We start from the raw sequence: 26395 nt of genomic DNA, 5'->3' as shown, positions 1-26395 counted from the left end.
AAACCAACAACATCGGAGGAAACCATATGTGGAAATTATCTAAAAAGTCGTTAATGATCGTGATGTCGGCGTGTTTACTCGTGTTATCCGCTTGCGGATCGAATAATCAACCGAGCTCGAATGCTGCAAATGGAGAAACAGGGGAACTGAAAAAAGTCGTTTTGCGTTTGAAATGGATTCACCAAGCACAGTTTGCCGGGTTCTACACGGCGGTTGAGAAAGGCTTCTATAAAGAAGCAGGCTTGGATGTTGAAATTAGACCTGGCGGCGCAGATTTCCCATCCGTCCAAATGATCGCATCAGGCACGGAGCAATTCGGGGTGACGGGCGCCGATCAAGTCTTGATGGCGAGAGAAAAAGGAGTTCCGGTGAAGGCACTTTCAACCATTTACAGAAAAACGCCTTTCGTATTGTTCAGCCTGAAGGAATCCGGCATTACGAAAATGGAGGAACTAGTCGGCCAAAAGATCGGTGTCAAGCTAGGCGGGAACGAGGAGCTTACTTACCGCGCTATGGTGAAAAATGCAGGCATAGATGGATCGAAGGTGGAAGAGATGCCTGCGAAATATGACCTGAGCCCGCTGCTCAGCGGTCAAGTGAAGGCATGGCCAGGTTATGTAATCAATGAGGTGCTTGCTGTGCAGGAGCAGGGCCATGAAGTCAACATCATAGAGCCTGGTGATTATGATATTAATTTTTATGCGGATACCTTGTTCACAACAGAAGCGATTATCAAGCGCGATCCGGAAATGGTGAAAAGCTTCGTTCAAGCTTCCATGAAAGGATGGAGCTATGCGATTGAGAACCCGGATGAAGCGGCGGAATTTGGCCTGAAATATGGAGATAAACTGACTCTTGACCACGAGGTCAGCATGATGAACGCGAGCATTCCATTGCTTGAGCCTGAGAATCTTCCTCTCGGCAAGATGCAAACTGACGCATGGGATGTTTTGCAAAAAAATCTAATCGATCTTGGTTTCTTGAAAAAGGAACAAAACCTTGACGACGTATTTACAAACGAATTTATTGAATAGGGTGTGATTGTATGCTAACAACGGCCAGTGATTTGGGGAAAGATTCTTCAAGGCTGCAGAAACAACCTACGACCATTTCTTCCAAGAGCGAAATCGCGGTTACTTTAAAAAATTGCTCCCTTTCGTTTGGCGATGTACAGGTATTGAATAACGTGTCGCTTGATATTTACAAAAACGAATTTGTCTCGATCCTTGGGCCGAGCGGCTGCGGCAAATCGACGCTGCTCCGCCTGATGCTTGATTTGCTTCAGCCGAATGCCGGAGGAGAGATCGTCTACCCGTCAAAGGACCTAACGCTTGGCATGGTATTCCAAAAGCCCGTTTTGATGCCGTGGCTGACCGCGATCCAAAATATTGCCCTGCCGCTTACAATCGGGGAGAAGAAGTTTACGAAAAAGGAAGCGAAAGAGAAGGCGGAAGGCGCGCTGCGGTTAGTGGGGCTGCAGGATTTCGTGAATCATTTCCCGCATCAGCTAAGCGGGGGCATGCAGCAAAGAATCGCGATCGCACGGGCGCTTGCTGCTGATCCGACTGTATTGCTAATGGATGAGCCGTTTGGAGCATTGGATGAATTCACGAGAGAGAAGCTTAACTTCGAGCTGCTGCGCTTATGGGAAAGTCCAGAAACGAGCCTTAGCACGGTTGTTATGGTAACCCACTCGATTCAGGAATCCGTGCTGATGTCTAACCGCGTCATAATGATGTCGCCAAGACCTGCTGGCGTGGAGGATATTATTCCAGTTCCGCTGCCGTCGCCAAGAGAAGTGGGCATGGAGGAGCTTCCGGCTTTCCATCAGACGGTTAAGGAATTAAGAAAGCGGGTCAAACATCTATGAGAACGAAAATAAAAGACGCCATGTATCCTGTAGCATTCGCCATTGGTTTTCTAGTGATATGGGAGCTTGCGGTGCGCCTGTTCGATATACCGATCTACTTGCTGCCCTCTCCGACCGATATCGCAGCCGTCATAGACAGCTCGCTATGGTCGCATATGTTCGTCACGCTGATGGAAGCTTTGACCGGTTTTGTGCTTGCTAACATTCTTGGATTAATTACCGCCGTCATTTTTGTACATTCCAAGCCGATTGAGAAGGGGATATTTCCGCTTGCGATTGCACTCAAAACAACGCCGCTTGTCGCGCTTGCTCCGCTCCTAGTCGTATGGATGGGAACGGGCTACTCCTCCAAAGTTGTAGCCTCGATGCTTATCTGCTTCTTCCCGATTCTCGTCAACAGCGTGAAGGGCTTGAAAGCGATCGAGCATGAAGCGTGGGAGTTGTTCTCGACCTATAAAGGCACCAAAGCAGAGATATTCTGGAAGCTGCGATTGCCGACGAGCTTGCCTTACGTGTTCTCCGCGCTGAAGATATCAACGTCGCTTGCGATCGTCGGCGCCATTGTTGGCGAATTCGTCGGTGCGAACAAGGGTCTCGGCTATGTCGTATTGGTGTCATCGTATCATATGGATACGCCAGTCATGTTCTCTGCCATTATTGCTTCAGCTTTATGCGGATTGGTCCTCTTCTGGGCAATCAGCCTACTAGAGAAGAAAGTTATTTTCTGGCAAAGGACGGATGACTTATGATGAAATGCACGGTGGTTCGCGTTCCGAGCCGCTCTCCGAACGATGTAACGGCACTTGATAAATCTATTAAAGCGGGCTTGATTGAACCACAGGATATCGTTGCCGTTTTAGGCAAAACCGAGGGCAACGGCTGCGTGAACGATTTTACCCGCGGCTATGCCGTGCTCGCGTTAAAAAGTTTTTTTGCCGAATATCGAACTGAAAATGCTTCCTCGATATCGTATGTTATGTCGGGCGGAACCGAAGGCATATTGAGTCCTCACTTTACGGTAATTAGCCGCAAGGGAACCTATAGTCAGGCTGCGGCGAAACAGGATCGTAAATCGTTAGCGATCGGTGTTGCAAAAACAGCAGATTTTCTTCCGGAAGAGATCGGCCGGCTTGCTCAAGTAGATGAGGTCGCTGCTGCCGTCAGACGCGCGATTGCGGAAGCGGGAATCGAATCTGCGTCGGATGTACATTTTGTGCAAATCAAATGCCCGCTGCTAACGGCTGATCAGGTTCATGATGCGCGTAACAGAGCTGCTAGCACAGTAACGGAAGATACGTACAAATCGATGGGCTATTCGCGGGGCGCATCAGCACTCGGTGCGGCGATTGCTCTTGGAGAGGTTGACCGCGAGAAGCTGGAGGACGAGGATATTTGCAGCTCGTGGCAGCTGTTCAGCCGTGTAGCTTCAACCTCCGCGGGCAGCGAGCTCTCGTATTGCGAGATTATCGTATTCGGTAACTCCGCATATGCGGATGGCCCTTATTTCATCGCTCATGATGTGATGAAGGATGCTATCGATGCGTCTTCGCTCACACGTTTGCTGGACGAGCATCAGGAGTCGGAAATGGTGCAGGTGCTGGCGAAGGCAGAGGCTGATCCAAGCGGTTACATCCGAGGCCATCGCCATACGATGCTGGATGATTCGGATATTAACCATACGAGACATGCCCGCGCAGTTGTCGGCGGTGTACTCGCTTCGGTATGCGGCGATCCGATGATTTACGTATCCGGCGGCGCAGAGCATCAAGGTCCGCCGGGAGGCGGGCCGGTAGCGGTCGTTTTTAAACGCAGAGAATAAACGCAAGTAATCAATCACATCGCGAATATTGGAGGAATATCATTATGATCACAGCAAAGAAAACAGAGGTAATCATTGGAGAACAAATGCCATGGGGGCTTATGCCGGACCATATTGAGCTATATCATCGCGAGATTGTATCAGCGGCACAGGCCGATCAAATGGGGTTCCGTACCAGCTCCGTTCTATGGGAGAAAATCGGCGTTGGCGGTCAGGTGCTGCCTCATTATCATGACGTAGCGGAAATTATTTATATTACAGTAGGCAAAGTAAAGCTGCTGTGCAACAGAGAATGGCATAGCTACAAGGCGGGCGACACGTTCCATGTGCCGGCAGGCGTTGTGCATTCCGTAGCGAATGACGATGATCAACCGACGGAGCAGATCAGCATCTTTTTGCCGGTAGGAGAAGATACCCCGGCCAACTCGTTTTTCAATACGACGCTTGTGGAAGATGTATATTCCACGCAGCTGAAATAACAGGCGGGATATGCGATGGCGGATAACAAGAAGGCAGGCTTCACGTGCAGCGACGTTTTGCTCATCCCCGACTTTAAGGAAGCTGTCGTCTTGGCAGGCGCTAACGGCATGCAGCGAATCATTAACCGCGTGAACGTGATGGAAGTGCCGGATGTTATCGATTGGGTGCGGCCCGGGGAGTTTCTCATAACGAGCGGCTTTCCATTCCGCGACCAGCCGGATGCCATTTCGGATATGATTCCGCAGTTAGTGGAGAAGGGCGTATCAGCTCTTGGGATTAAGACCAAACGATTTATCGATAAAATTCCAGCCCGTGCGCTGGAACTGGCGGATCAACTTGACTTCCCGATCCTCGAGCTGCCGTCGTCGACCGTATTCTCGGATGTGGTGCGGGATATTATGGAGCGCGTATTGGTTCAGGAGGCAAGGGAATTGTCGCTGCTGCAAAGCCGCTTCCAGAAGCTTTCGCAGCAGCTATTGTACGGAAAAGGGCTGGAAGAATTTTTACAAACGCTGGATGGCATATTGAACAACCCGATTATTTTGCTCGATGATTCCAATCATTTGTTTCTCTCACCTCTGGCGGAGCAGCTTGAAGAGGCTGACAATGCGAGACTCTGGGCCAGCTTGCGCGAGGAAAGCAATCTAGGCGTCAGCTTCGTTACGCTTGGCGAGCGCCGCATCCGCGTCTACGTATCGGCAGTCAATGACAAACAGTATGAGAAATGTCTGCTTATTCTGCTGGAATGGAATCAGGAGCATTCCGTTGTCGATCGCCTGACGATTGACCGCGTTGGCGTTCTGGTGGGATTAGAGATGATCAATGCCAATGCCAGGCGGGAAGTCGAGCTGAAATACGTAGATCAATTTTTGCAAGATTGGATTACGGGCAGGATCGTCACCATGGAGGATTTGAAGCTGAGAGCGGAGGCGTGTGGCTGCCCTCTGGAAGAGGAACGGCCGCGTTATGTTGCGCTGGTGCGCTTTCTGAATGCCAAACCAAGCATCAAGCATATGCAGCAGGCAATCAAACGGCTTAGGACCAAATCCATTTGCGAAGACCTTCAAGCGACAATACTCGAAGGCGAGTTGATCATTCTTTTTCCTGAGGCAAATCAGGGGATGAGGAATTTGGCGATTGAGGCGATTACGGCGGATTTGAAGGCGCACTTCCCTACAGAGAGCTATTCGCTTTGTATCGGGAATCGGACCAAAAGCGCAGACAGAGTGTATGAAAGCTATAACGATGCCAAAAAAATACATCATATCAGCTCGATTTGTGATTATCGTGAGCCTTATGTGGACTATATGAAGCTTGGTGTCTTTCAATTGCTGTATCATCTTCCGGATACGGAGGAGGTCAAAGACTACCGCAATCAATTCATTATGCCGCTGCTTGCCTATGATGCGAAGCATCACTCGCAGCTGTTTGAGACGCTTAAGGTTTATTTCAAGCATAATCGGAATGTGAAAAAGACGTCGGCGGAGCTGTTTACCCATTACAATACGGTATCCTACCGGGTGGAGCGGGTATGCGAATTGCTTGGCATCAGCTTGGATAATGGCGACGATATTTTGCAGCTGCATTTGGCTGTTAAACTGAACGAGATGAGACCGGCATAGCGTAAAACGGTATTGAAGGAGGGGAGCCGGATGAGCAGGCTGAATATTCCGCTTGAGCTTACTGTAGATTGGCTGCGCGAGCAATATGCGAGCGGGAATCTAACACCGGAGCAGGTAATAGAAGAGGTTATCCGTCGCGCCTGTGAGGATGAAGGGATGAATATATGGATTGTGCCGCCTGAGAGGGAAATGATTCAACCTTACTTGGAGAGGCTGGGGACGATGGACCAATTCTTGCCGCTGTGGGGCGTGCCATTCGCAATTAAAGACAACATGGATTTGGCCGGTACACCTACGACGGCAGGCTGCCCTGAATTTGCCTATATGCCTGACCGGCATGCGGCAGTCGTGGAACGATTGATAGCTGCAGGAGCGATTCCTGTCGGCAAAACGAATCTGGATCAATTTGCTACTGGGCTTGTGGGCACCAGAGGTCCTTATGGCGAGACGCATAACGCGCTGCAAGGCGATTGGATTAGCGGAGGCTCCAGCTCAGGATCTGCCGTTGCGGTTGCGCGGGGACATGCCGCATTTGCACTGGGCACCGATACCGCGGGATCAGGTAGAGTACCGGCGGCGCTTAACCGTTTGGTCGGCTATAAACCAAGTCTTGGAGCATGGCCGACTAAAGGTGTCGTACCGGCCTGTGCCAGTCTGGATTGTGTCACTGTATTTGCGCATACTTTGCAGGATGCGAAAGACGTCGATCAGCAAGCACGCGGGTTCGACCAAACAGACCCATGGTCGAAGCGCGTCCCGCGCTTGCAGGCAAAGCAGCCGGATAAGCTTTTTCTGCCGAGCAAGCCGCTGGATTTCTATGGTCCGCTTGCTGAGGCTTATCGCAAGGCATGGGACGATGCAGTGGAGAAAATTAGAGCGCTGCCTATTGCCATTGAATATATCGATTATGAATGGCTCGCGCAGGCAGCTGCTCTTCTGTACGAGGGTCCTTGGGTTGCTGAGCGGTGGGCTAGCATTGGCGGCTTTGTGGAAGCGCGGCCGGGTGTTGCTTTCCCTGTAACGGAGCAGGTATTGCGTTCGGGGTCACCCGGAAAACATGACGCGGCTTCCGTATTTAAGGCGATGCATCAGCTGCAGGAGCTGCGTATGAGAAGCAATGAGCTACTGCAGGGCGCCGTTCTAGTTATGCCTACTTGTGGAGGAACATGGACGAGAGCGCAGGTAGCTGCCGAGCCGATTGCTTCTAATTCGGCTATGGGCCTATACACGAACCATTGCAATCTGCTCGATTTGTGTGCGGTTGCCGTACCAGCAGGTGATGCCGCGCCGGAAATGCCCTTTGGCATTACATTATTTGCGCTTTCCGCCAATGAGCATTTGGTGGAAGCAGCCGCTGCTTCGTTTCTTGGGGAGGAATTGTCGCTGCCTGCGGCAGAGATGGCTGGCAATATTTCGGTCGCCGTCTGCGGCTTGCATATGAGAGGTTATCCGCTGGAGAAACAGATGCTGTCGTTTGGCAGCCGTTTCGTGCGAGAAGCACATACAGCGGCCAAGTATCAACTGGTGAAGCTCCCAACAGTGCCTGCTAAGCCTGGGCTGCTGAAGAAAAGCGATGGCGGACATACCATCGAGGTTGAGGTGTGGGAAATGCCTGTCTCATCCTTCGGTGCATTTGCGGCTTTAATTCCTGCGCCGCTTGGGATCGGCAAAGTCGAGCTGGCGGACGGGACAGAGGTATCCGGCTTTATATGCGAGGGCTACGCGGAAGCGGGAGCTGAGGACATTACAGCTTTTGGCGGGTGGAAACATATCAAGTAGCAATAAGCAGTCCTTATCAGAAGTACCAGAGCGATCCAATCCCGTAAAGGGCAAATAGAACCTTTAACACCATTCGAAAATGGTGCTGAAGGTTCTTTTTAAGCTGATATTTGATACTAGGCGGGTACTGGATTTACAAAAGTGACTCTGGTTCAGTGCCTTCTGTTATTCATCCGGCAGGAAGAACCATAGAGTGAGGCTTTACGCTCATTTTCGCATTGCCATGCTTGAATAAGCAGGATTTTCCTCCACTATTGTCGAAATTCGTAGAACAGAATTTTGAAATGGAGGAAAGCCAGCTTGAGACTTCGAAATCAATTATTGGGCGGAACAGCCATTATCGCTTTATTATTTGGGGGATCTGATGCCGCCAATGCTTCCATTCAGAGCCTATCTGGAGGGAACGCGTCCAGCACCAGTCCTCGACTATTCGCACAAGCTAAAGTTGTATCCAATAAAGCAACAGTAGCAAAAATAACAGACATCACTAATTTGCGAAAAGGGCCAGGCACTCATTACGAGATAGTAGCGAGGGCAGTTGCAGGCGATTCGTACCCGATCGTTGGATCGGAAGGGGATTGGTATCAGATCAAGCTATCAAGCGGCAATAAGGCTTACGTAGCGAATTGGGTCGTGGACACGGCTGCCGCTTCGAACAGCGGGACTTCTTCGAATGCGGGGTAAAAGCCTGATAAGGAAGCGATTGTGAAAATAGTAGATACGACCAATTTGCGAGAAGGACCTGGGCTTGATTATGAGGTTGTAACGAAGGCAAGAGCAGGCGAATCGTTCCCGATCATTACGCTAACTGGGGACTGGTATCAAGTTTCATTGCCCAGCGGAGGCAGTGCATACGTTGCGAAATGGGTCGTTAACACAGGCGAAGTCAGTCAAAAAGATAGCAAAGTATACATCTATCATACCCACAATCGTGAGTCGTGGAAAAATGTGTCAACCAGCACAAAAGGCACCTCGTATGATGATTCTAAAGTAAACATTACGCTCGTAGGCAAACAACTCGCGCAAAGCTTGGAGAGAAAGGGAATCGCTTCTTTGTTAGAGGAGACTGATTTTGCAGCCAAGCTGAATGAGCAGAAATTAAGCTATACGAAGGCTTATGCTGAATCACGCAAAGCAGTAAATCATGCGATTCAGTCCCATGCTTCCTTGACTTATTTCTTCGATATCCACCGTGACGCAGACGTGCCGCGCAGCAAAACGACAGTTACGATTAATGGCAAATCGTATGCACGCATCATGTTCGTAATTGGTGAAGTGAATCCTACGTATAAAGAGAACAAGAAATTCGCAGATAAATTGCATGCACTGCTGAATAAGAGATACCCCGGCATCTCACGAGGCGTTCTGACCAAAAGCGCGCATCAAGGGAATGCCGAGTACAACCAATCTGTTTCCAACGGAAGCCTGCTGCTGGAATTCGGAGGCGTAAACAATACCCTGCAAGAAAACTTGCAGACGGCAGATGCTTTCGCAGATGTGTTCGCGGAATATTACAAATCGATCAAGTAAAAGTGAAGTTCATATCGATCAATGATAAATAATGAATAGAAAAAGCGAGGGCAGGTTTCCCTTGCTTTTTTTGTGTGCGAGCAGCATTCGCAACATCTTATAAGAATATTTTTCTTATGCTGGTTTGCCAGCTCTTCTGTTTCAATGAATTGGGATGCTATTTTTTACGCAATTAATCGCTTTGTTGAAGTTGATCCTTTACTGGTTCCAATCCTTTCGATTTCAGGTATAATTTGAAATAAACGTATCTTGCTTTGGAACAGGAGAAATATAGATGAGTCATTCTGCTAGCCAACAGGTGGAGCGCCAAGTGAACGCGCAAGCGACTAATGCCAAAGCGACGGAAGCCGCAAAATCCTCCGAACTACAAGGATATGAAACAAACGTCTCGCCTTCGATTCAGCAGTTGATGATGCTTCAGCGAAAAGTTGGGAACCAGGCCGTTATGCAAATGGTCCAACAACAAAATTCTAAGCATCCGGCTCAAGGCCCAGTCATGCAAAGGGCTTTAAAAGATGCAGCTAAAGTAGTATGGAATAACGATAAGCTTTCTGCGTTATGGGTGAAAATGAAGGATCGAAGCGAAGGAAAGGACGGTATCCCGGGGTATGCAGAAGTAAAAGCAAGCTTAGCTGCTTATATCGGTCAATCCCATACGGAAAGGGAGCTTGCGGAGATTATTATCAGTACCGCTCCATTCAAGGCGATGTTTCAGGCGCCGCGGCAGCATCAAGAGGATGATGTATTTGTTAATCCCGGCGGCTCTATCGATGATTCAATAAAAGCCATTCTAAGAGCAACGATCTTCTATCATGTTACTTATACCAAGCATGTTGATGCGATTTATGCAGGCGGCATTAAAGCGAGCAAAGGCGGGAAAGGCGAAGGCATCAGTACACATGGCAGAGAGGATGCTGACGCTAACGCAACCTACAATAAGTGGAGCAGGGGCCATACCTTTATTTCGAAGAGCAAATCTGAGGCAGATGGATATTTTGCCAAAATGAATACGGCTGAAAACCCGGCTAAGATCATACACGTCTTCTCTATGCCCTATTTTATAAAGAGTGAAATGAAAGTAGATATCGATAGTAAAGCGGGACTGAAATACGAAGGCGATTTGAACATGATCGGGGATGGCTCCAAGCTGAACGCCCATGCTATGCGCGTCATTCGGCAGGGCTTAACACTAATGAAAGTGGAAGCCTCAGATGCTGAAATCTTGGGGGTTTATACGGCTCTTTATGGTGGTTAACAGCTGCTAATAGGTCAGGTCGTTCCCCAATTTAATTGCTTAGCTAGAGCAAACAATTGCCACACACTGAAAAGTGGGCAATAAATACATGACCAAATTAGAAATGCAACGGACAAACAGCTTTGTTTGAGAAGTTATAAATTGAATATCTAGACCAAAGAGCATTTCCTTGTAAGGAGGAGTGCTTTTTTCTTTGCAAGCTCATTTTCAATATAACAACAACAATATGTTCTATAACATTAATTTTTTATTGCAAAACGATAAATGATGTGTTAAAGTCAACTTAAATTTACGAATAAGTGAGGGTTTTTTATGAAACGAGGATCAACATTCTTTTTGAAGGCAGCCGTTATTCTTATTGGAATTCCTGTTCTTGCTTTGTGTATATTTTTGGTGCCTGAGATCGCGAATTTTGCGGTAGAGCTGTATCCAGATCATCCTTATTTGAAATATCTCGTTTATATGGATCTGTATGCGGCTGCGATACCTTTTTACTTTGCTCTGTATCAAGCTTTTAAGCTTCTAAGCTATATCGATAAGAACATCGCTTTCTCGGAAATATCTGTACGGGCTTTAAATAGCATAAAATACTGCGCCATTATAATCAGCAGCTTGTATGTGTTAGGACTGCCGCTCTTCTATCTTATAGCGGAGAGAGACGACGCCCCAGGGTTCATACTCATCGGATTGGTCATGATTTTTACTTCCTTGGTGATTGCCGTTTTTGCTGCTGTTCTCCAAAGGCTTCTACAAGAGGCTATTGCTATAAAATCTGAAAACGATTTGACGGTCTGAGGTGAATAATATGGCGATAATTATTAATATTGATGTAATGTTGGCGAAAAGAAAAATGAGCGTAACGGAGCTTTCGGAGCGGGTCGGTATCACAATGGCTAACCTTTCTATATTAAAGAATGGAAAGGCAAAAGCGATCAGGCTTTCAACTTTAGAGGCCATTTGCAAGGCATTAGACTGCCAGCCTGGAGACATTTTAGAATATAAAAGTGACCAAGACAGCCATGGACAGTAACCGCTCGTTTAGCAACATTGAAAAGGGAATAGGGCTTGCTAAGACATTAATTAGGGGAGGTGTAACGTGGGCAATAACAATCTGATTATTGAAAATATGGCTGACCCGCAGGCGCTGGAGCGATTGTATAGAAAAGAACCCGAAATCTTTAAAAAGGCATTCTCTTATGCTTGGGAACATAACCCGGATTCGCAGGTTCTTGCTGCTTGGCATGAAAGATTGTATTTCAAGGAGACTGAACATACAGAAAAAACCTCCTTGCCTCTGAAAAATTTCCTGTTCATGGGCATATTAGCCATTCTTGCGGGTATAAGCTCCAGAATCATTTTCCATTATGTCGAACAGGAGGCCATTGCTCCTATTAACCTTATTTTTGGCGTGCTTCCCTTTATCGCTGCTTATTTTGTATATAATAGTAAACCTCGAAAAAACGTTATTTACACCATTGCTTTGTTATTTTTAGTTTCAGGGTTCTATCTCAATATACTGCCGCTAGAGCTTAAAGACAGTACTATCCTGGCTTATCTTCACCTTCCCGTATTTTTATGGGTGCTGCTTGGGCTTGCATTTACGGGAAATGAACATGGTATAGGTCAAACAAGATTAGCTTATCTTAAATTTAATGGAGAGTTTTGCATACTCTACGCCAGTATGGCAATCAGCGGCATGCTGCTGACAGCATTAACCATGCAATTATTTAGTTTTGTCGGAATGGACATCTCTCAATTTTATTTTAAGAATGTCGTATTATTTGGTGCTGCCGCTCTCGCTATTGTGGCTGCATACCTGGTTTCGGGCAATCTTAAGCTTTCTAAAAATATTGCACCGTATATCGCTAAAATTTTTAGTCCGCTTGTACTTGTTACATTGATTGTTTATCTTATAACGGTTATATGGGTCGGGAAAAATCCATTTTTGGACCGCAACTTCCTTCTATCCTTCAACGGAATACTTCTGAGTGTATTGGCTGTCACTATATTTTCTATTACCGAAAGCGGCAAGGACGAGAAAAAGAATATATCTGATTTTATAAATTTTGCCTTAATCGTTCTTGCTCTTATCATTGACAGTGTGGCTTTCTCAGCTATAGTGTTCAGGCTTTCTTCATATGGTATAACACCCAACAGGCTTGCTGTTTTAGGGGTAAACATATTGATTTGGGCCAACTTAATATGGATTATGATCACTTATATGCATTTTCTGAAAAACAAAACCGGGCCTTTAGCCATTCAAAATGCCGTTACGAAGTATTTGCCGGTCTATGGGCTTTGGGCAGCATTCGTTACATTTGCTTTTCCGTTGATTTTTAAGTAGATGGTTCTCTCAAGATTCCCCTTACGCCACTTCTATTGCTATCCGAAGTCGAGAGGGTCGACGTTGTACTTTGGTAAAAAAATGCGAAAAATGAATCGTGTTTGACACCACAAGCAAAGTTCCCTGTTTGCATAGCGAGAAAAAAAGCCAAGAAATATGCCGGTTGGTAACCCGGTATTTTCTTGGCTTTTTTCATGTAAGAACGGTTGAACTTTGATTCATTTCAATAGCACCAAGATGGTGCTATTGCTTATCTAACAGCTCTTTACCATCTGGAAGATACGTGTAATAGTGATCCTGCGAAGCTTCTTCGATGTGTTCGAATGCCCAGTGAGCAGAAGGCGCATCCGGCCATGTCGGTGTTGGCACGCCTGTAAGCGGCCCTCTTCCGAGCAGACGATTCATAATAGTAACAGCCTGCGCTCGTGTTACATATTCCTTCAGGCCGAACGAGCCGTCTTCAAAACCAATCATAACTCCTGCTTTGTTGACAGCGGTGATGGCGGATGCAGCCCAATGCTGATCGGATACGTCGGCAAATGTACTTGTGAATTGTCCGTCAAGATCGGCCTTTAACCATTTGGCCGCAATCATTGCCATTTCGGCTCTCGTAATACGGTCGTTTGGCCGGAAGTTGCCCTGCTTATCACCGATCATTAATCCGATAGCTTGCAGCTGCTCGATGTTAGCTGCTGCCCAGAAGCCTTTCGAAACATCCGGGTACAACTTTTGGTATTCGTAATGATTAGATAGATTTTTGTTGCGGGCTAGTATAGCCGACATCTCCGCTCTCGTAACGGTGTTATTCGGGCGGAATGTGCCGTCAGGGAAGCCTTTAATATAAGCGATATGATGGCCTGGGTTTGCAATTGTCAGGTCGGCGAATGGCTGCAGCGTACCTGTCCAACCGCTGCCTGGCGTATAGGATACGGTTGCTGCATAGCCTGCCGGGATAGGGTTTTTCAGCTGAATAATAACTTGGTTGCCATCCATTCTAACGTCTTGTATATCCGCGGCCTTACCGCTGATTTTAACAATAAAACCTGATTTGTCCACCTTGCCGCTGCCATCAACTAGATCAAGGTGAATGGTTCCCTCTTTTGAGTCAACGATTGCCTTCTTAATCTGTTCTGTTGGCTTAACTGGCGAAACAACGACTCCGCCTGTCGCTCGTTCTTTGAATTGGATAACCGAGAAAACGCTAAACTTGTCAATTTCAATCTCTAGCCCAATTGGAGTGACACCGTTATATACAACGGTTGGGTTCATCACAATCTTTTCTCCATCGCTATGCTCTACAAACACCCGGAGCGAATTCAGGAAGCTGTCTACATTGCTTACTGGCAGCGTAATTCCGTTCTTTGCGAACGGTAAAAACAGTGTTGTTGTGTAATCACGATAGTTCGTTTCAATTTCCAGCGAGGAGCCTAATACTTCAACGTCCTTGTCTCCAGCAGCTGTTCTAACTGCTGTTTCCTTCACAATGCTGGTATTTAATTCAGTTTGCTGACCAGCATCTTTGACCGGAATTAAGCGGAAAAACAAGTCAAGATAACGATCTGCCATTTGGTCAATGACTTGTGCCGCAATGGATAAGGTCGCATATTCTGTGCGTATATCCAATGTGTTTTGGTTGTTGTTTAACAGTCTTACAGATTGTCCAGGAATTTCAACCGCAATTTCTCCGGGCTCATCTCCTATAACCTCATTCACATATATCGTTGAAATCCCGTTTTTTGTTCTTAGATCATTGACAAACCTTGTTGCTGCTGCCGAATCAAAAATAGCTTTGTCTATTTTGACTCCGTTCGATAACGTAATACGATTAATGCCAACCTGCTCATTCACCTCGTCGTCTGAGCCGCCAACTATTTGTACTTGTCGATAATTCTCGATCGTTGTCTTCGTTAGGTTCTCAGCCTTGACAATTAACAGGAATGTGCGGGTTTTTGTTACGCCGTTTTTAGAGACAGAAGCGGTGAGTATAACACTCTCATCCTTTGGTTGACGATGAACAAGTGTCTCGACCGTTCCATTTGCAGGCAATGAAATTTCAATCGCCTTTGGCTTGTTTGAGGCCCACTCCACCGTTGTATCATTTGCTCCCGTTGATATAACGAGTACAGGAAGTGTAACGCTCTCCCAAGTATCGTTCGCTTGGTAGCCGATTTGCAAGGACCGCAGCGCATCATCAATCGCTTCGTCTGTCGAGAACGCGACATTTATAAGCAAGGGCTTGCTTTCATATCTGTCTTTTTCCGTTATTGTCACTTGAATTTTGGTTCCAAGCTCGAGGTCAAGCCCTTCGATAACAACGGTTTCCGACTCCGTTCCGTTATTTACTTCTCGTTTCAATTCCGTACCATTCTCGTCGTAGACGATAATGGTCGCACCAGCAGGCACCTCTACTACCTTGACGCTGTCATTTGACACACTTGCTTCAACATTTGAACTAACGAGTGAATCACTTTCCGATTTCGCTAGGCTTGAAATCGGTAAGCTTTCCAGCTTCCCAGATTCTGTAATGGAAACCTTGATCAAGTCACCTTCACTAAGCACATGCGGGGCTCCAATGGCAACTACAACGGTCGCAATGGACGTATCTGTGTTGGTGACTGTACCGATAACCTCGCCGTTCTTGTCATATACGTTAATGGCTGCGCCTGGCGGCACGTCTTTAATCGTCACTGTGTTTTTTGTCGCGTTTGTATTCACGTTGTCGGTCTCAAGCAGCGAGCTTTCCATTTTCGCTTCGCTTACTACCGGTTTACTTTCCAAATGACCGTTTTCTGTGACCGTAACTTTTACAATATCGCCTTCAGCAAGGGCTGGTGTAGATTCAATATTGACTACAACGGTTGTTTTCGATGAGCCTGTATTGGTAGCCGTACCGATGACATCGCCGTTCTCGCCGTAAACTAGAATGGTTGCACCCGGCGGCACATCTTTGACTGTTACGGTATGGTTTGTTGCGTTCGTCTTAACGTTATTTGAGTCAAGCACGCTGTCCAGCTTCGCTTCGCTAGACACCGGCTCACTTTCCAGCTTGCCTGTCTCTGTAACTGTAATTTTAATGATGTCGCCTGCCTCAAGCAAATGCGGTGTTTTAATTTCAACTACGATTTCTGCATCTGAGCCAGTGTTAGTAGCTGTTCCAATAACGTCGCCGTTCTTGTCGTATACGTTGATGGTCGCTCCTGGAGGTACGTCTTTAATTGTTACCGTATTGTCGGTGGCGTTTGTTTTAATACTTTCCCCATCAAGCGGGTCGCTCTCCAGCGTTGCTTTGCTTGAAACTCGTTCACTTTCTGTCTTGCCGCCTTCTTCGGTAATCGTAACCTTAATGACATCGCCTTCTTGAAGCTCAGTTGGCGAGTCAATAGTGACCACAAGGACTGCTTCGTCATCGCCGTCGTTAGTAGCCGTACCGATGAGCTCGTCATCGTCACCATACACTTTAACAGTCGAGCCTGGCGGGACGTCTTTAACGGTTACTGTGTTTTTTGGTACATTCGTGACAATTGTCTCTTTTTCTGGCGCGCTGCTGCGCACAATTGGGATTATAGCTGTTTTATTGCTGATCACTTCGCCATTCTTGGCATATGAAATATCAATCTGGCTGACATCAGCTAGGATATCTTTGCCGGCGTCTGTCAATTGCAAGCGAACTGTTCCGTTCGTTACGATTGGAGAAGCCGCAATGACTTCATGATTGTCGTCGTATAGTGTTACGGCAACTCCACTCGGAACCCCATCAATGGTCAATATGCCTTTTGTCGTATAGGCTAATACGATATCGTTCGCCACAGGCGTCGTCGTCTTAACCGCCGAAGTATTCGCGGAGGTGCCTCCGTTACGGGTGACTACAGTAATGGTGTTGCTGCCGACCTGCAAATGACTTGATTCATTGAAGGTATATACGAGTTCACCTTCACTATTTGTACGGTATTCGCCATCTACTAGTTGGTTATTAACGTAGATATCAACCAGTTCATTAGGCAGATTATCACTGCTGCTCATTCCTTTTACCTTGATATCAATACCCGTTTGCGCTCCGCCATCGGTGGAGAATACATTATTGATTGTAACTGCACTTGGTCCTTGTTTATAATTTCCGCTAGGGTTTAGCCCTCCCTCAACGTAGGAATTTTTGAAATACCACGACAAAATATCGTGATGGGAGTTGGCTCCACCTGTACTCGCTCCAAAGCCTACATATACCTCTTTGTTCATAAGGGACTTGCCTACGTTACGTTCCAGTGATCTGTTATTGGCATGGGTTCGAATATTACTTAGACCATAAGTTGTGGTAAGAAGGCCATCTTCATTGTAATCAACCCAAACATGAACGTAGGCATTGCTTACACCGTAATCGTACAAACGAAATTTGGCGCCTTGCAAATTATCAATTACGTCGCCGCTGCCCTGTTGGTGATGGTTGTCGCCATTCATAACAATAGCGACATGATCAGCAGTAGGAGCGTTTGGATTAGTTGCCGGATGATATTGATTCAAGCGATTAAAAGGGGTGTTCGGGTCATTGTATTGAATCCCCTTATGAGGTCCGAGGTTTTTCCACGTATCGAACTCTACACCTACGGAATTTGGAATACCGGCATAGCCCACCCCTTCGCCTACCCCGCCTAGAACAGGTGTAGGGTTATCCTGAATAATAAAGGTTAGACCATCAGCGGGTCCGGGAAAACCAGTATTATTCAGAGAAGTGCTTCCATTCAAATGCATGACAAAATAAGTACTAAAGCCTCCGTCAAGCTTAATCTTATTTGTTCGAACGACAATGCCGCTTGAATCATTTGTTACCGGCACTACTCTTAATCGTCCGCCAGCTGTTGTGGCTGCGTTATTTCGGCCCGGGATAGCCGGAAAGTTCAGTACTCTGGTCGTATCATTAGATACATTGGCAGTAGCGCCGGTATGCGCAAATTGTTGCCAGCCCACATAGATTGGCAGCGAGTCCGGCTCTGAATCCGCCATTATAGGCGTAATCGGGGCAGCTGTGAGTACTAAAATAAAGGAAATCACAACCAATAAAAACTTTTTGAAAAATGAATCTTTACGTGAATGTGCACTGTGCATGATTCTTCCTCCTGATTGTTATCAACAATTTGTAAAAATAAATGCTATTTTAGACAATCCTAATTCTAACAAATGGTATTAAACAAATTCTAAACAAAAAAAAGCATATTTTAAAATTCAGTTATTTCCAGCTAGAATGGTTGCAGCAGTATGCTGTGGCATCGTCGAATAGAAATGAGAGCATAGGTTGAGTATCCGCATTTATTTCATTATAAATTATTCATTTCGAATAACTATTACGTAAATTAATAATTATTTCTGATATAATATTCGAAAAGCGAACTTTTGTGGAATGGGAGGATTTAAATGAGGTTTAATACTGTACTGTACAAGCTCAAAGGATTCTACAAATTCGGAAGAACAGTTCCAAAGCTGCGCGGCAAAGTGTTTGTTAATCGAACAGGTGTGATCGAGGTTGGTAGAGGCCTCTCCATCGTAGGGCATCCATGGGCCGTTCAAATAACGAGCACCAAGGGCGCGAACCTAACGATTGGGGATCATGTCTATATTAATGCAGGCGTTGGAATTGCAGCTAATAAGGAAATTACTATAGGCGATCATGTTAAAATAGGCCCAAGAACAAGTATTTTCGATAGCAACTACCATCGCATGGATAGCGCCGATAAAGGCGAGCTTAGCAAGAAAATAACAATAGGCAACAATGTCTGGATTGGAGCCGACTGCACCATTCTTCCTGGCGTCACAATCGGCGATAACTCGGTTATCGCAGCCAAAAGCACCGTTAACAAAAACGTACCCAGCAACGTGCTCGCAGGGGGAAGCCCTGCTAAGGTGATCCGCGAGCTGGAGATTGAAGAGGGCTGGGTTCGGGAATAACGGTTTTATACATACAAGCCAATGACCACAATGACGAGATGTTACGAGGCATGACCAATAAAAATAGACAAAAACCGCGAAGCCTTCTGCTGCGCGGTTTTTGTCTATTTATGACCGGATTTTTCATTATTCTTTTATTAGGCTGTAGTAGACTTGACTTAGTTTGCGGCAAGGGACGTACAGAGTTAAGAGGAGTGAAGGTAGATATGTTCAAGAGGGCGTTATTAAAAAGATATACGGTTCGTTTATTACTGGGTTTGATGATCGTTTCATCGACGCCATTTTCATCTTTATTCACGTTACCTGTGCTAGCCAACGGACCAGACGGTACCGATGGTTGGACGGAATGTGCAGCAGAGCGAACAGCTTGTACATTTTCAGGGACCAAAGAAGTGCGATTCTGGGGGATCGGCACGCCGGCAATACCCGCTAATTATGGCTTTACTTCTCAATTGTTGACTGGAGGGACACTCTGCACATCCGCTGCTTTCGGCAATATTGATCCTACTCCTGGAACGAGTAAAAAGTGCTACTACCGTGATGTGCAGCTTGATAGCAAAGTGACGTCCATGGCTAGTGGAGGCGATAGAAAAGTGACCTTTTCATTCCATGTTTATGCCATACAGGCTGGCACTTTAGAAGATTTGAAGAGTAAGATTACAGTGAAAAGAACGGGTGAAGCAGCCTATTCAGCTCTAGGCACCCAAGATACTGTTGCGAACCCAACATCTACCGCGACGTCGAGTACGCTTGAAATCAACTTTGAAGACGCATTAGTCGGTTCGGACAACGAGATACGGATAGCTCCTGGAGCGTTCAAGAATAGCAACGGCGATCCGATAGAAGTATCGGTGACGTCTTCCGTAACAGGCGAAGCGCCAGACGGCAGCCTTGGCTGGACGAATTGTACTCCGTTATACGGCTTCTGTAACTTTAACGGGACGAAGGAAGTACGATTATGGGGAACCGGTGCTCCGGCTGTACCCGCTGATTATGATTATGTATCTAAAATTAGTACGTACAGTACGTATTGTGCCGTTTCTGAATTCGGCGGCATCGATCCTGCTTTTGGGACGGATAAACGGTGTTACTACCGTGACGTTCAACTGGATAGCGCAGTGACGACGACCATGAGCGGCCCTAATAATAAAGCGATATTGACCTTTCATACGTATGCCAAACAAACGGGCACGCTGGATGATTTAAAGGGTAAGATTTCTGTGAAAAAAACAGGTGAGGCTGCCTTCACGGCTCTAGGCGCTGAAGATACGGTTGCAAATCCAACCTCTACGGCTGCGTCGAGTACGCTTGTCATCAAATTTAAGGATACGTTAGTCGGTCCGGGGAATACCATCCAAATAGCGCCTGGGGCTTTCAAGGACAGCAATGGCCAACCGATTCATTTGCCGGTCACTGTTTCAATAGCGACTTTACCAACTGGACCAGACGGTAGCCCGGGTTGGACGGATTGTGGTGATGAAGGCGGGAATTGTTCTTTTCGAGGGACAAAAGAAGTGCGATTCTGGGGGATAGGTCCTAATTATGGTTATCTCACTCATATATTTAGAGATGTTACGGATAGTCCGAGATGCCAGACGTACTTTATTGGCAATTATGATCCTGCACCAGGTTCTCCGAAAAGATGTTACTTCCGTGATGTCCAGCTGGATAGTGAAATGAAAACAGTCGTTAGCGGACTCAATAACAAGGTAACATTCACATTTAATATATACGCCATACAGGCCGGCACAAACGAAGACTTGAAGCGTAAAATTATGATTAAACGAACAGGTGACTCTGCCTATAAAGCGCTAGATAGCGAGGATACAGTTGCCAATCTGACCTCGACGACTGCTTCTAGTACCCTCGAAATTAACTTTAAGGATCCGCTAGTTGGATCTGGGAACGCCATTCAGATCGCTCCTGAGGCATTCAAGGATAATAAGGGCGAGCTAATAGATATATCGATTACTTCTGCACTCAAGGAGACTCTTGCCATAGGCGATGCACCAGACGGCAGCCTGGGTTGGACATTCTGTGCCGTAGAGAGTGGCATTTGCAGCTTCACAGGAAGGAAAGAAGTACGCTTCTGGGCAACTGACCAACCTGATAAGTTTCAATCAATCGTAAGCACAAGTAATACGGCATGTACGCCAGCTTCTTTCGCTAATCGTGATCCGGCATCGGATTCCGCCAAAAGGTGTTATTATCGTGACGTTCAGCTTGATAATAACGTGACGACGGCCGTCAGCGGAAGCAATACGAAAGTGAAGGTCACGTTCAACACCTACGCCGTTCAAGCTGGAACCTTAGAAGATTTGAAAAAGAAAATAACGATTAAAAAAACAGGTGATTCGGCCTACACAGCGCTGGATACCGAAGATACACTTGCAAATGTAACCTCTTCGGATACTTTGAGTACATTCGAAATAAATATGAAGAACCCGTTAGTTGGGACGGAGAACACTATACGGATAGCTTCCAACGCATTCAAAGATAGTAATGGCGATTTCATCGACATAGCGGTGAATGCCATCGTAGCAGGCGTTATTCCAGACGGCAGTCCTGGTTGGACGTATTGTGCTGCGGATGGCGGGAATTGCAGCTTTGAAGGGCCGAAAGAAGTGAGATACTGGGGAATTGGCACGCCAGAGCCTAATTATGGCTTTCGTTCCAAAGTCGTATCGGGAGGTACGGCGTGTACAATGGCTGCCTTCGGCAATAGTGATCCTGCCTATGGAACAGCAAAAGCGTGTTATTACCGGGATGTCCAGTTGGATTATAACGTGTCTACCGCCGTTGGCGGGCGCAATAATAAAGTGACATTCACCTTTAATACGTATGCGATACAAGCTGGTACCTTAGAAGATTTGAAAAATCATATTACTGTTAAAAAGACAGGTGAAGCTGTCTTTGCAGCGCTGAGTCCAGAGGATGCAGTAGCCAATAGAATATCTTCGCCTACGTCGAGTACGATTGAAATCACCTTCAAGGACACGCTAGTTGGTTCAGACAACGCTATACGGATTCTCCCTGGAGCATTCAAGGATCTTAATGGCGACTCTATCGACATAGCGATTACGTCTACTTTAACGTTGTTAGGTCTCGGACCAGACGGTAGCGGAGGGTGGACGAATTGTGCTGCGGATGGCGGGAGATGCAGTTTTGTGGGGATGAAAGAAGTGAGATTCTGGGGAATAGGTATGCCTGCTGTTCCCGCTAATTATGGTTTTAGCTCTCAAATCAATACAAGTTTAGCGACATGCTCCATGGCAGCCTTCGGCGGTATCGATCCTGCACCTGGAACGTCTAAAAATTGTTACTACCGTGATGTCCAGCTAGATAGTGCGGTAAAAACAGCCGTAAGCGGGCCCAATAATAAAGTGAAAATGACATTTTATACGTATGCGATTCAGGCTGGCACTTTAGAAGAATTGAAGAATAAGATTACGGTTAAACGAGCAGGAGAGAACGTTTATAAAGCGTTAGGTGCAGCAGATATAGTTGTAAACCCAACATCTTCGGCTGTAAGTACGCTGGAAATTTATTTTAAGGAACCGTTAACGGGTTCAGACAATGCGATACAAATCGCTTCGGGAGCCTTCAAAGACAGCAATGGCAAGACCATTGACATTTCGGTGACATCTCCTTTACCGCTGTTACCCGCGGCGCCAGACGGCAGCTTGGGTTGGACGTATTGTGCGGAAGAAAACCAATTTTGCGGCTTTGCCGGCAAGAAAGAAGTGAGATATTGGGGAATTGGTACGCCTGCTGTACCCGCTAACTACGGCTTTAGATCCCAAATTGCTACTGATGTTAAAGCTTGCTCAAAGGCTGCTTTCGGTAATGTTGATCCTGCATATGGCACGACGAAAAGATGTTACTATCGTGATATACAGCTTGATAATAACGTAAAGACAGTGGTCAGCGGGCTCAACACGAAAGTTACTTTTACATTTAATACGTATGCCATTCAGGCTGGATCTTTAGCGGATTTGAAGAGTAAAATTACCGTTAAAAAAAATGGCTCTTCAACCTACACAGCGCTAGATGCAGAAGACATGGTTGCGAATCCAACATCGTCAGCTGACTTGAGCACGCTTGAGATCAACTTCAAAGACATGTTAGTTGGTTCGGGAAATTCGATACAAGTAGCTCCTGGAGCGTTCGAGGATAGCAATGGCTTGACGATCAACATAACCATTACATCCTCTTTAACATTGTTGCCAACTGCACCAGATGGCACCTTTGATTGGACAGATTGTGCCGCGGAGAATGGAAATTGTAGTTTTTCAGGGACGAAAGAGGTGAGATACTGGGGAATAGGCGCACCTACTGTACCGGCTAATTATGGCTATTTATCTAAAGTCGTTACGAATGGTATCGGATGTAACCGGGTTGCGTTCGGAGGTATGGATCCTGCGCCAGATACCTATAAAAAGTGCTACTACCGCGCAGTTCAGCTGGATAGCTCAGTGAATTCACTCGTAAGTGAACGCCATAATAAAGTGACGGTTACCTTTCATACGTTTGCCGTCGAGGCTGGCACTTTAGATGCGTTTAAGAGTAAGATTACGGTTAAAAGAGCAGGCCAGACAACCTATTCAGCGCTAGGCTCAGAGGATACAGTTGAGATCCTATCATCTACAGCTGACGCGAGCATGCTTGAAATCAACTTTAAGGATGCATTGATTGGATCGGGTAACCATTTACTGATCGATGCAGGAGCATTCAAGGACAGCAATGGCCAGCCCATTGACATATCGGTATCATCCGCTTTAACAATGCCATTGGAGGTAAATGCGGTGACTACTGCCGATACTGCCATTACAGGTACAGCGGAAGCTGGCTCAACGGTAACGGTAAGCGCGGATGCACACATATTGGGAACAGCAGTCGTAACGGATGGTATGTTCGCCATACCAATTGCCACTCAAACCGCAGGTAAGACGCTTGTGATAATCGCCAAGCATGCAGTAAACAATGTAAGCTTAACATCGACTGTAACGGTAACAGCCGATATCACATCACCAACAGCACCTTTAGTGAACGAAGTAAATATTGAAGATGCATTCGTAACAGGCTCAGCGGAGGCGGGTTCTACGGTAAAGGTGAAAGCAGGGGCAAGCTTACTTGGAACTGCCTTAGCAGCACTAGATGGAGCCTACTTCGTACCGGTTGCAGCTCAAACAGCAGGTACGCAGCTTACGGTTACGGCAACGGATGCAGGGCTAAACGAAAGTTTACCAACCCATGTAATCGTAGAGCAGACGGATACACAAGCGGTATCCGCAGCGATCAAGGCGCTGGCAATTACTTATGGCGGCAGCGATGTAGCAGCGAGTGTAACGCATGATGTAGGCTTGCCAGCAACAGGAATAAACGAAACGACAGTTATGTGGGCATCCAACCATATCGCAATTAACGCCACGACTGGTGTGGTAACACGTCCTTCACATTCAACGGGCAATACGACGGTAACGTTAACTGCGAAGGTCAGCAAAGGCGAAGCAAGCGAGACTAGAGCATTCACGCTGATTGTGGCTGCGGAAGCAGCAGGCAATAACGCAGATTTGAGAGGATTGCATGTAAGCAGCGGAGCATGGATCGAAAGGTTAGACGCGGCAGTAACGAGCTATACGCTGAGCGTTCCGAACAGCATCGCGAGTCTAACGGTTACGCCAACGGCGGCAGATGAGACGGCGAATGTGAAAGTAAACGGAGCGATTGTTGCAAGCGGAGAGCTGAGCGCAGCGATTCCTTTGGATGTAGGGACGAATACCATTATCGTAGGCGTAACCGCACAGGATGGCACGACTACGAAAACCTACAGGATCCAAGTCACAAGGGTCAGCGACGAAGCCTTGCTGTCGGGTCTGACTATTGATCAAGGCACATTAACGTTTGAGCCGTCTAAACTTGCTTATCGAGTAGATGTTGCGAGCACGGTTACGAGTCTTCTTTGGACCGTTACCAAAGCCAATCCAAACCAAACTCTGACGGTTACAGGGTTGACTTCCCATTCTACTTCTATAAGTGGCAATGTATACGCTTATACCGTACCTAGCTTAAATGAGGGAGCTAATTTGATCAACATTCAGGTAACAGCGGAAGATGGTATAGAGATGAATACGTATCAATTGATCGTGAACCGAGCTCCGGTTGTACCGGTAGCCAGCAGCAATGCTGACCTTAGCGCTATCTTGTTATCGAGCGGAGTGCTTAGTCCAATCTTCGCTTCTGGTACAACAACCTACACATCTAGTGTGGGGAATGACATATCGCGTATAACGGTAACGGGAAGCGTATATGAAAGTAAAGCGACGATGGCCGTAAACGGTATTTCCACAGCAAGTGGATTAGCGAGCGGAGCGATTAGCTTGCGTGTTGGTCCCAATCCCATCTTTCTTGTTGTTACTGCGCAAGATGGGACTGTCAAGACGTATACCGTGATAGTGACACGAGGTGACAGCACACCAGTCGTTGTCCCTGATGACAGCCATACATCGCCGCCAATTCATACGACTGTTACCTCTACAAATGGGAATTTGACGTTGTTGATTGGTCAAACGGGCGAAGTTAGTTTGAACCAAGAGGTTATAGTCTCGATCCCACCGGATGCTTCAGCCAAAGAACTCAAGATTACGATAGAAAAAGTATTACATACACAACAGCTAGTCACGGATAAAGAAATTCTAGCGAGCCCGGTCTTCGAAATTCTGAAAAACTACACGGAAAATTTCAGTAAGCCGATAACGCTGACCTTCGCTTTCAACAAAGCTAGTTTGCAAAGCGGTCAAACAGCAGCAGTGTTTTATTATGACGAAGTCCACAAGGTGTGGGTGGAAGTTCCAGGCGGTACGATCAATAGGAATCAAATCAGCGTAACGGTGAACCATTTTACAAAATACGCCGTATTTGCAGTGGGGAAAGCAGTTGTTGCAGCAGCGAATTTTAGTGATATAGCTGGACACTGGGGAGAGGCAATGATTAAGCAAGCGGTGGAGAATGGCATCGTCTCGGGTTATCCGAATGACACGTTCAAGCCAAATCGTAATGTGACGCGTGCGGAATTTGCAGTCATGCTGATGAATACCCTGAAGCCGCAAGGGGAAGGCGCGAAGCTGAATTTCACAGATGGCGCGGATATCGGGGCTTGGGCACAGGCAGCGATTTCGCTCGCAGTGCGAGAAGGCTGGATGAACGGCTATGACGATGGCAGTTTCCGTCCGAGCGCTGAGATTACGCGTGCAGAGATGGCCGTTGTGATCGCAGGCGCTCTAGATATGACAGTCGATGCGAATGCAGCAACTCATTTTGCAGATGATACAGACATTCCATTATGGGCAAAAAGCAGCGTTACTGCCGTACGGCAAGCGGGTATCATGCAAGGCAAGGACGCTGGGCAATTCGCGCCGCAAGATCGGGCAACAAGAGCCGAGGCCGTGACGGTTTTGCTAAAGCTTAAGTCACAGAGGAGCAACGGAAGTCAATAAATGTTGGATAAGAGGCTGTTATCGTAGAGAATTTTAGGCTTTCAAAAAAAGATTCTTTGTACATTGATCGTACTGAGAAAAAATCTGTATATAAAGGGAGACGAGAGCCCTCGCCTCCCTGGCAAAAATAGTTTCTCCGTGATCTCATCGATGGCATATTCCAATGCTTTCATATCCGATGTTGTCATTATTGCATCTCCTATGAGAATTTCTAGGTTAGATGAAACACTGTTAATAATCGGGTAATACTGATGGTAATAAAGGAG

16 protein-coding genes are annotated in these 26395 nt (G+C 46.6%); 15 read left to right on the top strand and 1 reads right to left on the bottom strand.

Annotation, left to right across the window (positions count from 1 at the left end; all coding sequences use genetic code 11):
• Nucleotides 1-26 precede the first annotated feature (26 nt).
• The 13 genes from FHS16_RS02980 (at nt 27) to FHS16_RS02920 (ending at nt 12699) form a co-directional block, all read left to right on the top strand.
• Nucleotides 27-1034, top strand: coding sequence for an ABC transporter substrate-binding protein (locus FHS16_RS02980; protein WP_183558710.1), 1008 nt, complete (start codon nt 27-29; stop codon nt 1032-1034).
• An 11-nt stretch (nt 1035-1045) separates the two neighbouring features.
• A complete protein-coding gene (locus FHS16_RS02975) occupies nt 1046-1870 on the top strand; it encodes an ABC transporter ATP-binding protein (RefSeq protein WP_183558707.1) in 825 nt (274 codons plus the stop codon).
• A complete protein-coding gene (locus tag FHS16_RS02970) occupies nt 1867-2619 on the top strand; it encodes an ABC transporter permease (RefSeq protein WP_183558704.1) in 753 nt (250 codons plus the stop codon). Before FHS16_RS02975 ends, FHS16_RS02970 begins: the two co-directional genes overlap by 4 nt.
• The gene (gene atzD / locus FHS16_RS02965; protein WP_183558701.1) at nt 2616-3689 is read left to right on the top strand and encodes a cyanuric acid amidohydrolase; all 1074 of its coding nucleotides are present in this window, start codon (nt 2616-2618) and stop codon (nt 3687-3689) included. The genes FHS16_RS02970 and atzD overlap by 4 nt, the downstream gene beginning before the upstream one ends.
• 44 nt (nt 3690-3733) lie before the next feature.
• On the top strand, nt 3734-4168 hold the full coding sequence (locus FHS16_RS02960) for a cupin domain-containing protein (protein ID WP_183558697.1): 435 nt from the start codon (nt 3734-3736) through the stop codon (nt 4166-4168).
• Between the two features lie 15 nt (nt 4169-4183).
• Nucleotides 4184-5791, top strand: coding sequence for a PucR family transcriptional regulator (locus FHS16_RS02955; RefSeq protein WP_183558694.1), 1608 nt, complete (start codon nt 4184-4186; stop codon nt 5789-5791).
• Nucleotides 5792-5821: 30 nt separating this feature from the next.
• A complete protein-coding gene (atzF, locus tag FHS16_RS02950; protein ID WP_183558691.1) occupies nt 5822-7570 on the top strand; it encodes an allophanate hydrolase in 1749 nt (582 codons plus the stop codon).
• A gap of 300 nt (nt 7571-7870) precedes the next feature.
• Nucleotides 7871-8254 (top strand): SH3 domain-containing protein, encoded by a 384-nt coding sequence (locus tag FHS16_RS02945; RefSeq protein ID WP_183558688.1) that lies wholly within the window; start codon nt 7871-7873, stop codon nt 8252-8254.
• A gap of 21 nt (nt 8255-8275) precedes the next feature.
• Complete coding sequence (spoIIP, locus tag FHS16_RS02940; protein WP_183558685.1) at nt 8276-9100, top strand: stage II sporulation protein P; 825 nt, start codon at nt 8276-8278, stop codon at nt 9098-9100.
• Nucleotides 9101-9374: 274 nt separating this feature from the next.
• Entirely contained in the window at nt 9375-10355 is a 981-nt protein-coding gene (locus FHS16_RS02935) for a hypothetical protein (RefSeq protein ID WP_183558682.1), read from the top strand.
• 312 nt (nt 10356-10667) lie between these two features.
• Entirely contained in the window at nt 10668-11150 is a 483-nt protein-coding gene (locus FHS16_RS02930) for a DUF2975 domain-containing protein (RefSeq protein WP_183558679.1), read from the top strand.
• Nucleotides 11151-11160: 10 nt separating this feature from the next.
• Nucleotides 11161-11385, top strand: a complete 225-nt coding sequence (locus FHS16_RS02925; RefSeq protein ID WP_183558676.1) for a helix-turn-helix domain-containing protein — start codon at nt 11161-11163, stop codon at nt 11383-11385.
• 66 nt (nt 11386-11451) lie between these two features.
• Entirely contained in the window at nt 11452-12699 is a 1248-nt protein-coding gene (locus tag FHS16_RS02920; protein WP_183558673.1) for a DUF4153 domain-containing protein, read from the top strand.
• A 243-nt stretch (nt 12700-12942) separates the two neighbouring features.
• Here the strand turns inward: FHS16_RS02920 and FHS16_RS02915 are convergent, their stop codons facing one another.
• On the bottom strand, nt 12943-17796 hold the full coding sequence (locus FHS16_RS02915) for an S-layer homology domain-containing protein (RefSeq protein WP_183558670.1): 4854 nt from the start codon (nt 17794-17796) through the stop codon (nt 12943-12945).
• A gap of 306 nt (nt 17797-18102) precedes the next feature.
• Here FHS16_RS02915 and FHS16_RS02910 point away from each other — a divergent pair, with 306 nt between their 5' ends.
• Together FHS16_RS02910 and FHS16_RS02905 are read left to right on the top strand one after the other, a co-directional pair.
• Nucleotides 18103-18633 (top strand): acyltransferase, encoded by a 531-nt coding sequence (locus FHS16_RS02910; RefSeq protein ID WP_183558666.1) that lies wholly within the window; start codon nt 18103-18105, stop codon nt 18631-18633.
• Between the two features lie 206 nt (nt 18634-18839).
• Nucleotides 18840-26129, top strand: coding sequence for an S-layer homology domain-containing protein (locus FHS16_RS02905; protein ID WP_183558663.1), 7290 nt, complete (start codon nt 18840-18842; stop codon nt 26127-26129).
• The last annotated feature ends 266 nt before the right edge of the window (nt 26130-26395 follow it).

It is taken from the genome of Paenibacillus endophyticus (assembly GCF_014192395.1).
GTDB classification, from domain to species: Bacteria; Bacillota; Bacilli; order Paenibacillales; family Paenibacillaceae; genus Pristimantibacillus; species Pristimantibacillus endophyticus.
This window is presented reverse-complemented; position numbering and strand designations above follow the sequence as displayed.

Bases quoted from the DNA above. Each gene is read 5' to 3' on its own strand.
- FHS16_RS02930 (WP_183558679.1), top strand. From the start codon at position 10,668: ATGAAACGAGGATCAACATTCTTTTTGAAGGCAGCCGTTATTCTTATT.
- FHS16_RS02970 (WP_183558704.1), top strand. From the start codon at position 1,867: ATGAGAACGAAAATAAAAGACGCCATGTATCCTGTAGCATTCGCCATT.
- FHS16_RS02915 (WP_183558670.1), bottom strand. From the start codon at position 17,796: ATGCACAGTGCACATTCACGTAAAGATTCATTTTTCAAAAAGTTTTTA.
- FHS16_RS02955 (WP_183558694.1), top strand. From the start codon at position 4,184: ATGGCGGATAACAAGAAGGCAGGCTTCACGTGCAGCGACGTTTTGCTC.
- FHS16_RS02980 (WP_183558710.1), top strand. From the start codon at position 27: ATGTGGAAATTATCTAAAAAGTCGTTAATGATCGTGATGTCGGCGTGT.
- FHS16_RS02960 (WP_183558697.1), top strand. From the start codon at position 3,734: ATGATCACAGCAAAGAAAACAGAGGTAATCATTGGAGAACAAATGCCA.
- FHS16_RS02905 (WP_183558663.1), top strand. From the start codon at position 18,840: ATGTTCAAGAGGGCGTTATTAAAAAGATATACGGTTCGTTTATTACTG.
- FHS16_RS02925 (WP_183558676.1), top strand. From the start codon at position 11,161: ATGGCGATAATTATTAATATTGATGTAATGTTGGCGAAAAGAAAAATG.
- FHS16_RS02910 (WP_183558666.1), top strand. From the start codon at position 18,103: ATGAGGTTTAATACTGTACTGTACAAGCTCAAAGGATTCTACAAATTC.
- atzD (WP_183558701.1), top strand. From the start codon at position 2,616: ATGATGAAATGCACGGTGGTTCGCGTTCCGAGCCGCTCTCCGAACGAT.
- atzF (WP_183558691.1), top strand. From the start codon at position 5,822: ATGAGCAGGCTGAATATTCCGCTTGAGCTTACTGTAGATTGGCTGCGC.
- FHS16_RS02975 (WP_183558707.1), top strand. From the start codon at position 1,046: ATGCTAACAACGGCCAGTGATTTGGGGAAAGATTCTTCAAGGCTGCAG.
- FHS16_RS02935 (WP_183558682.1), top strand. From the start codon at position 9,375: ATGAGTCATTCTGCTAGCCAACAGGTGGAGCGCCAAGTGAACGCGCAA.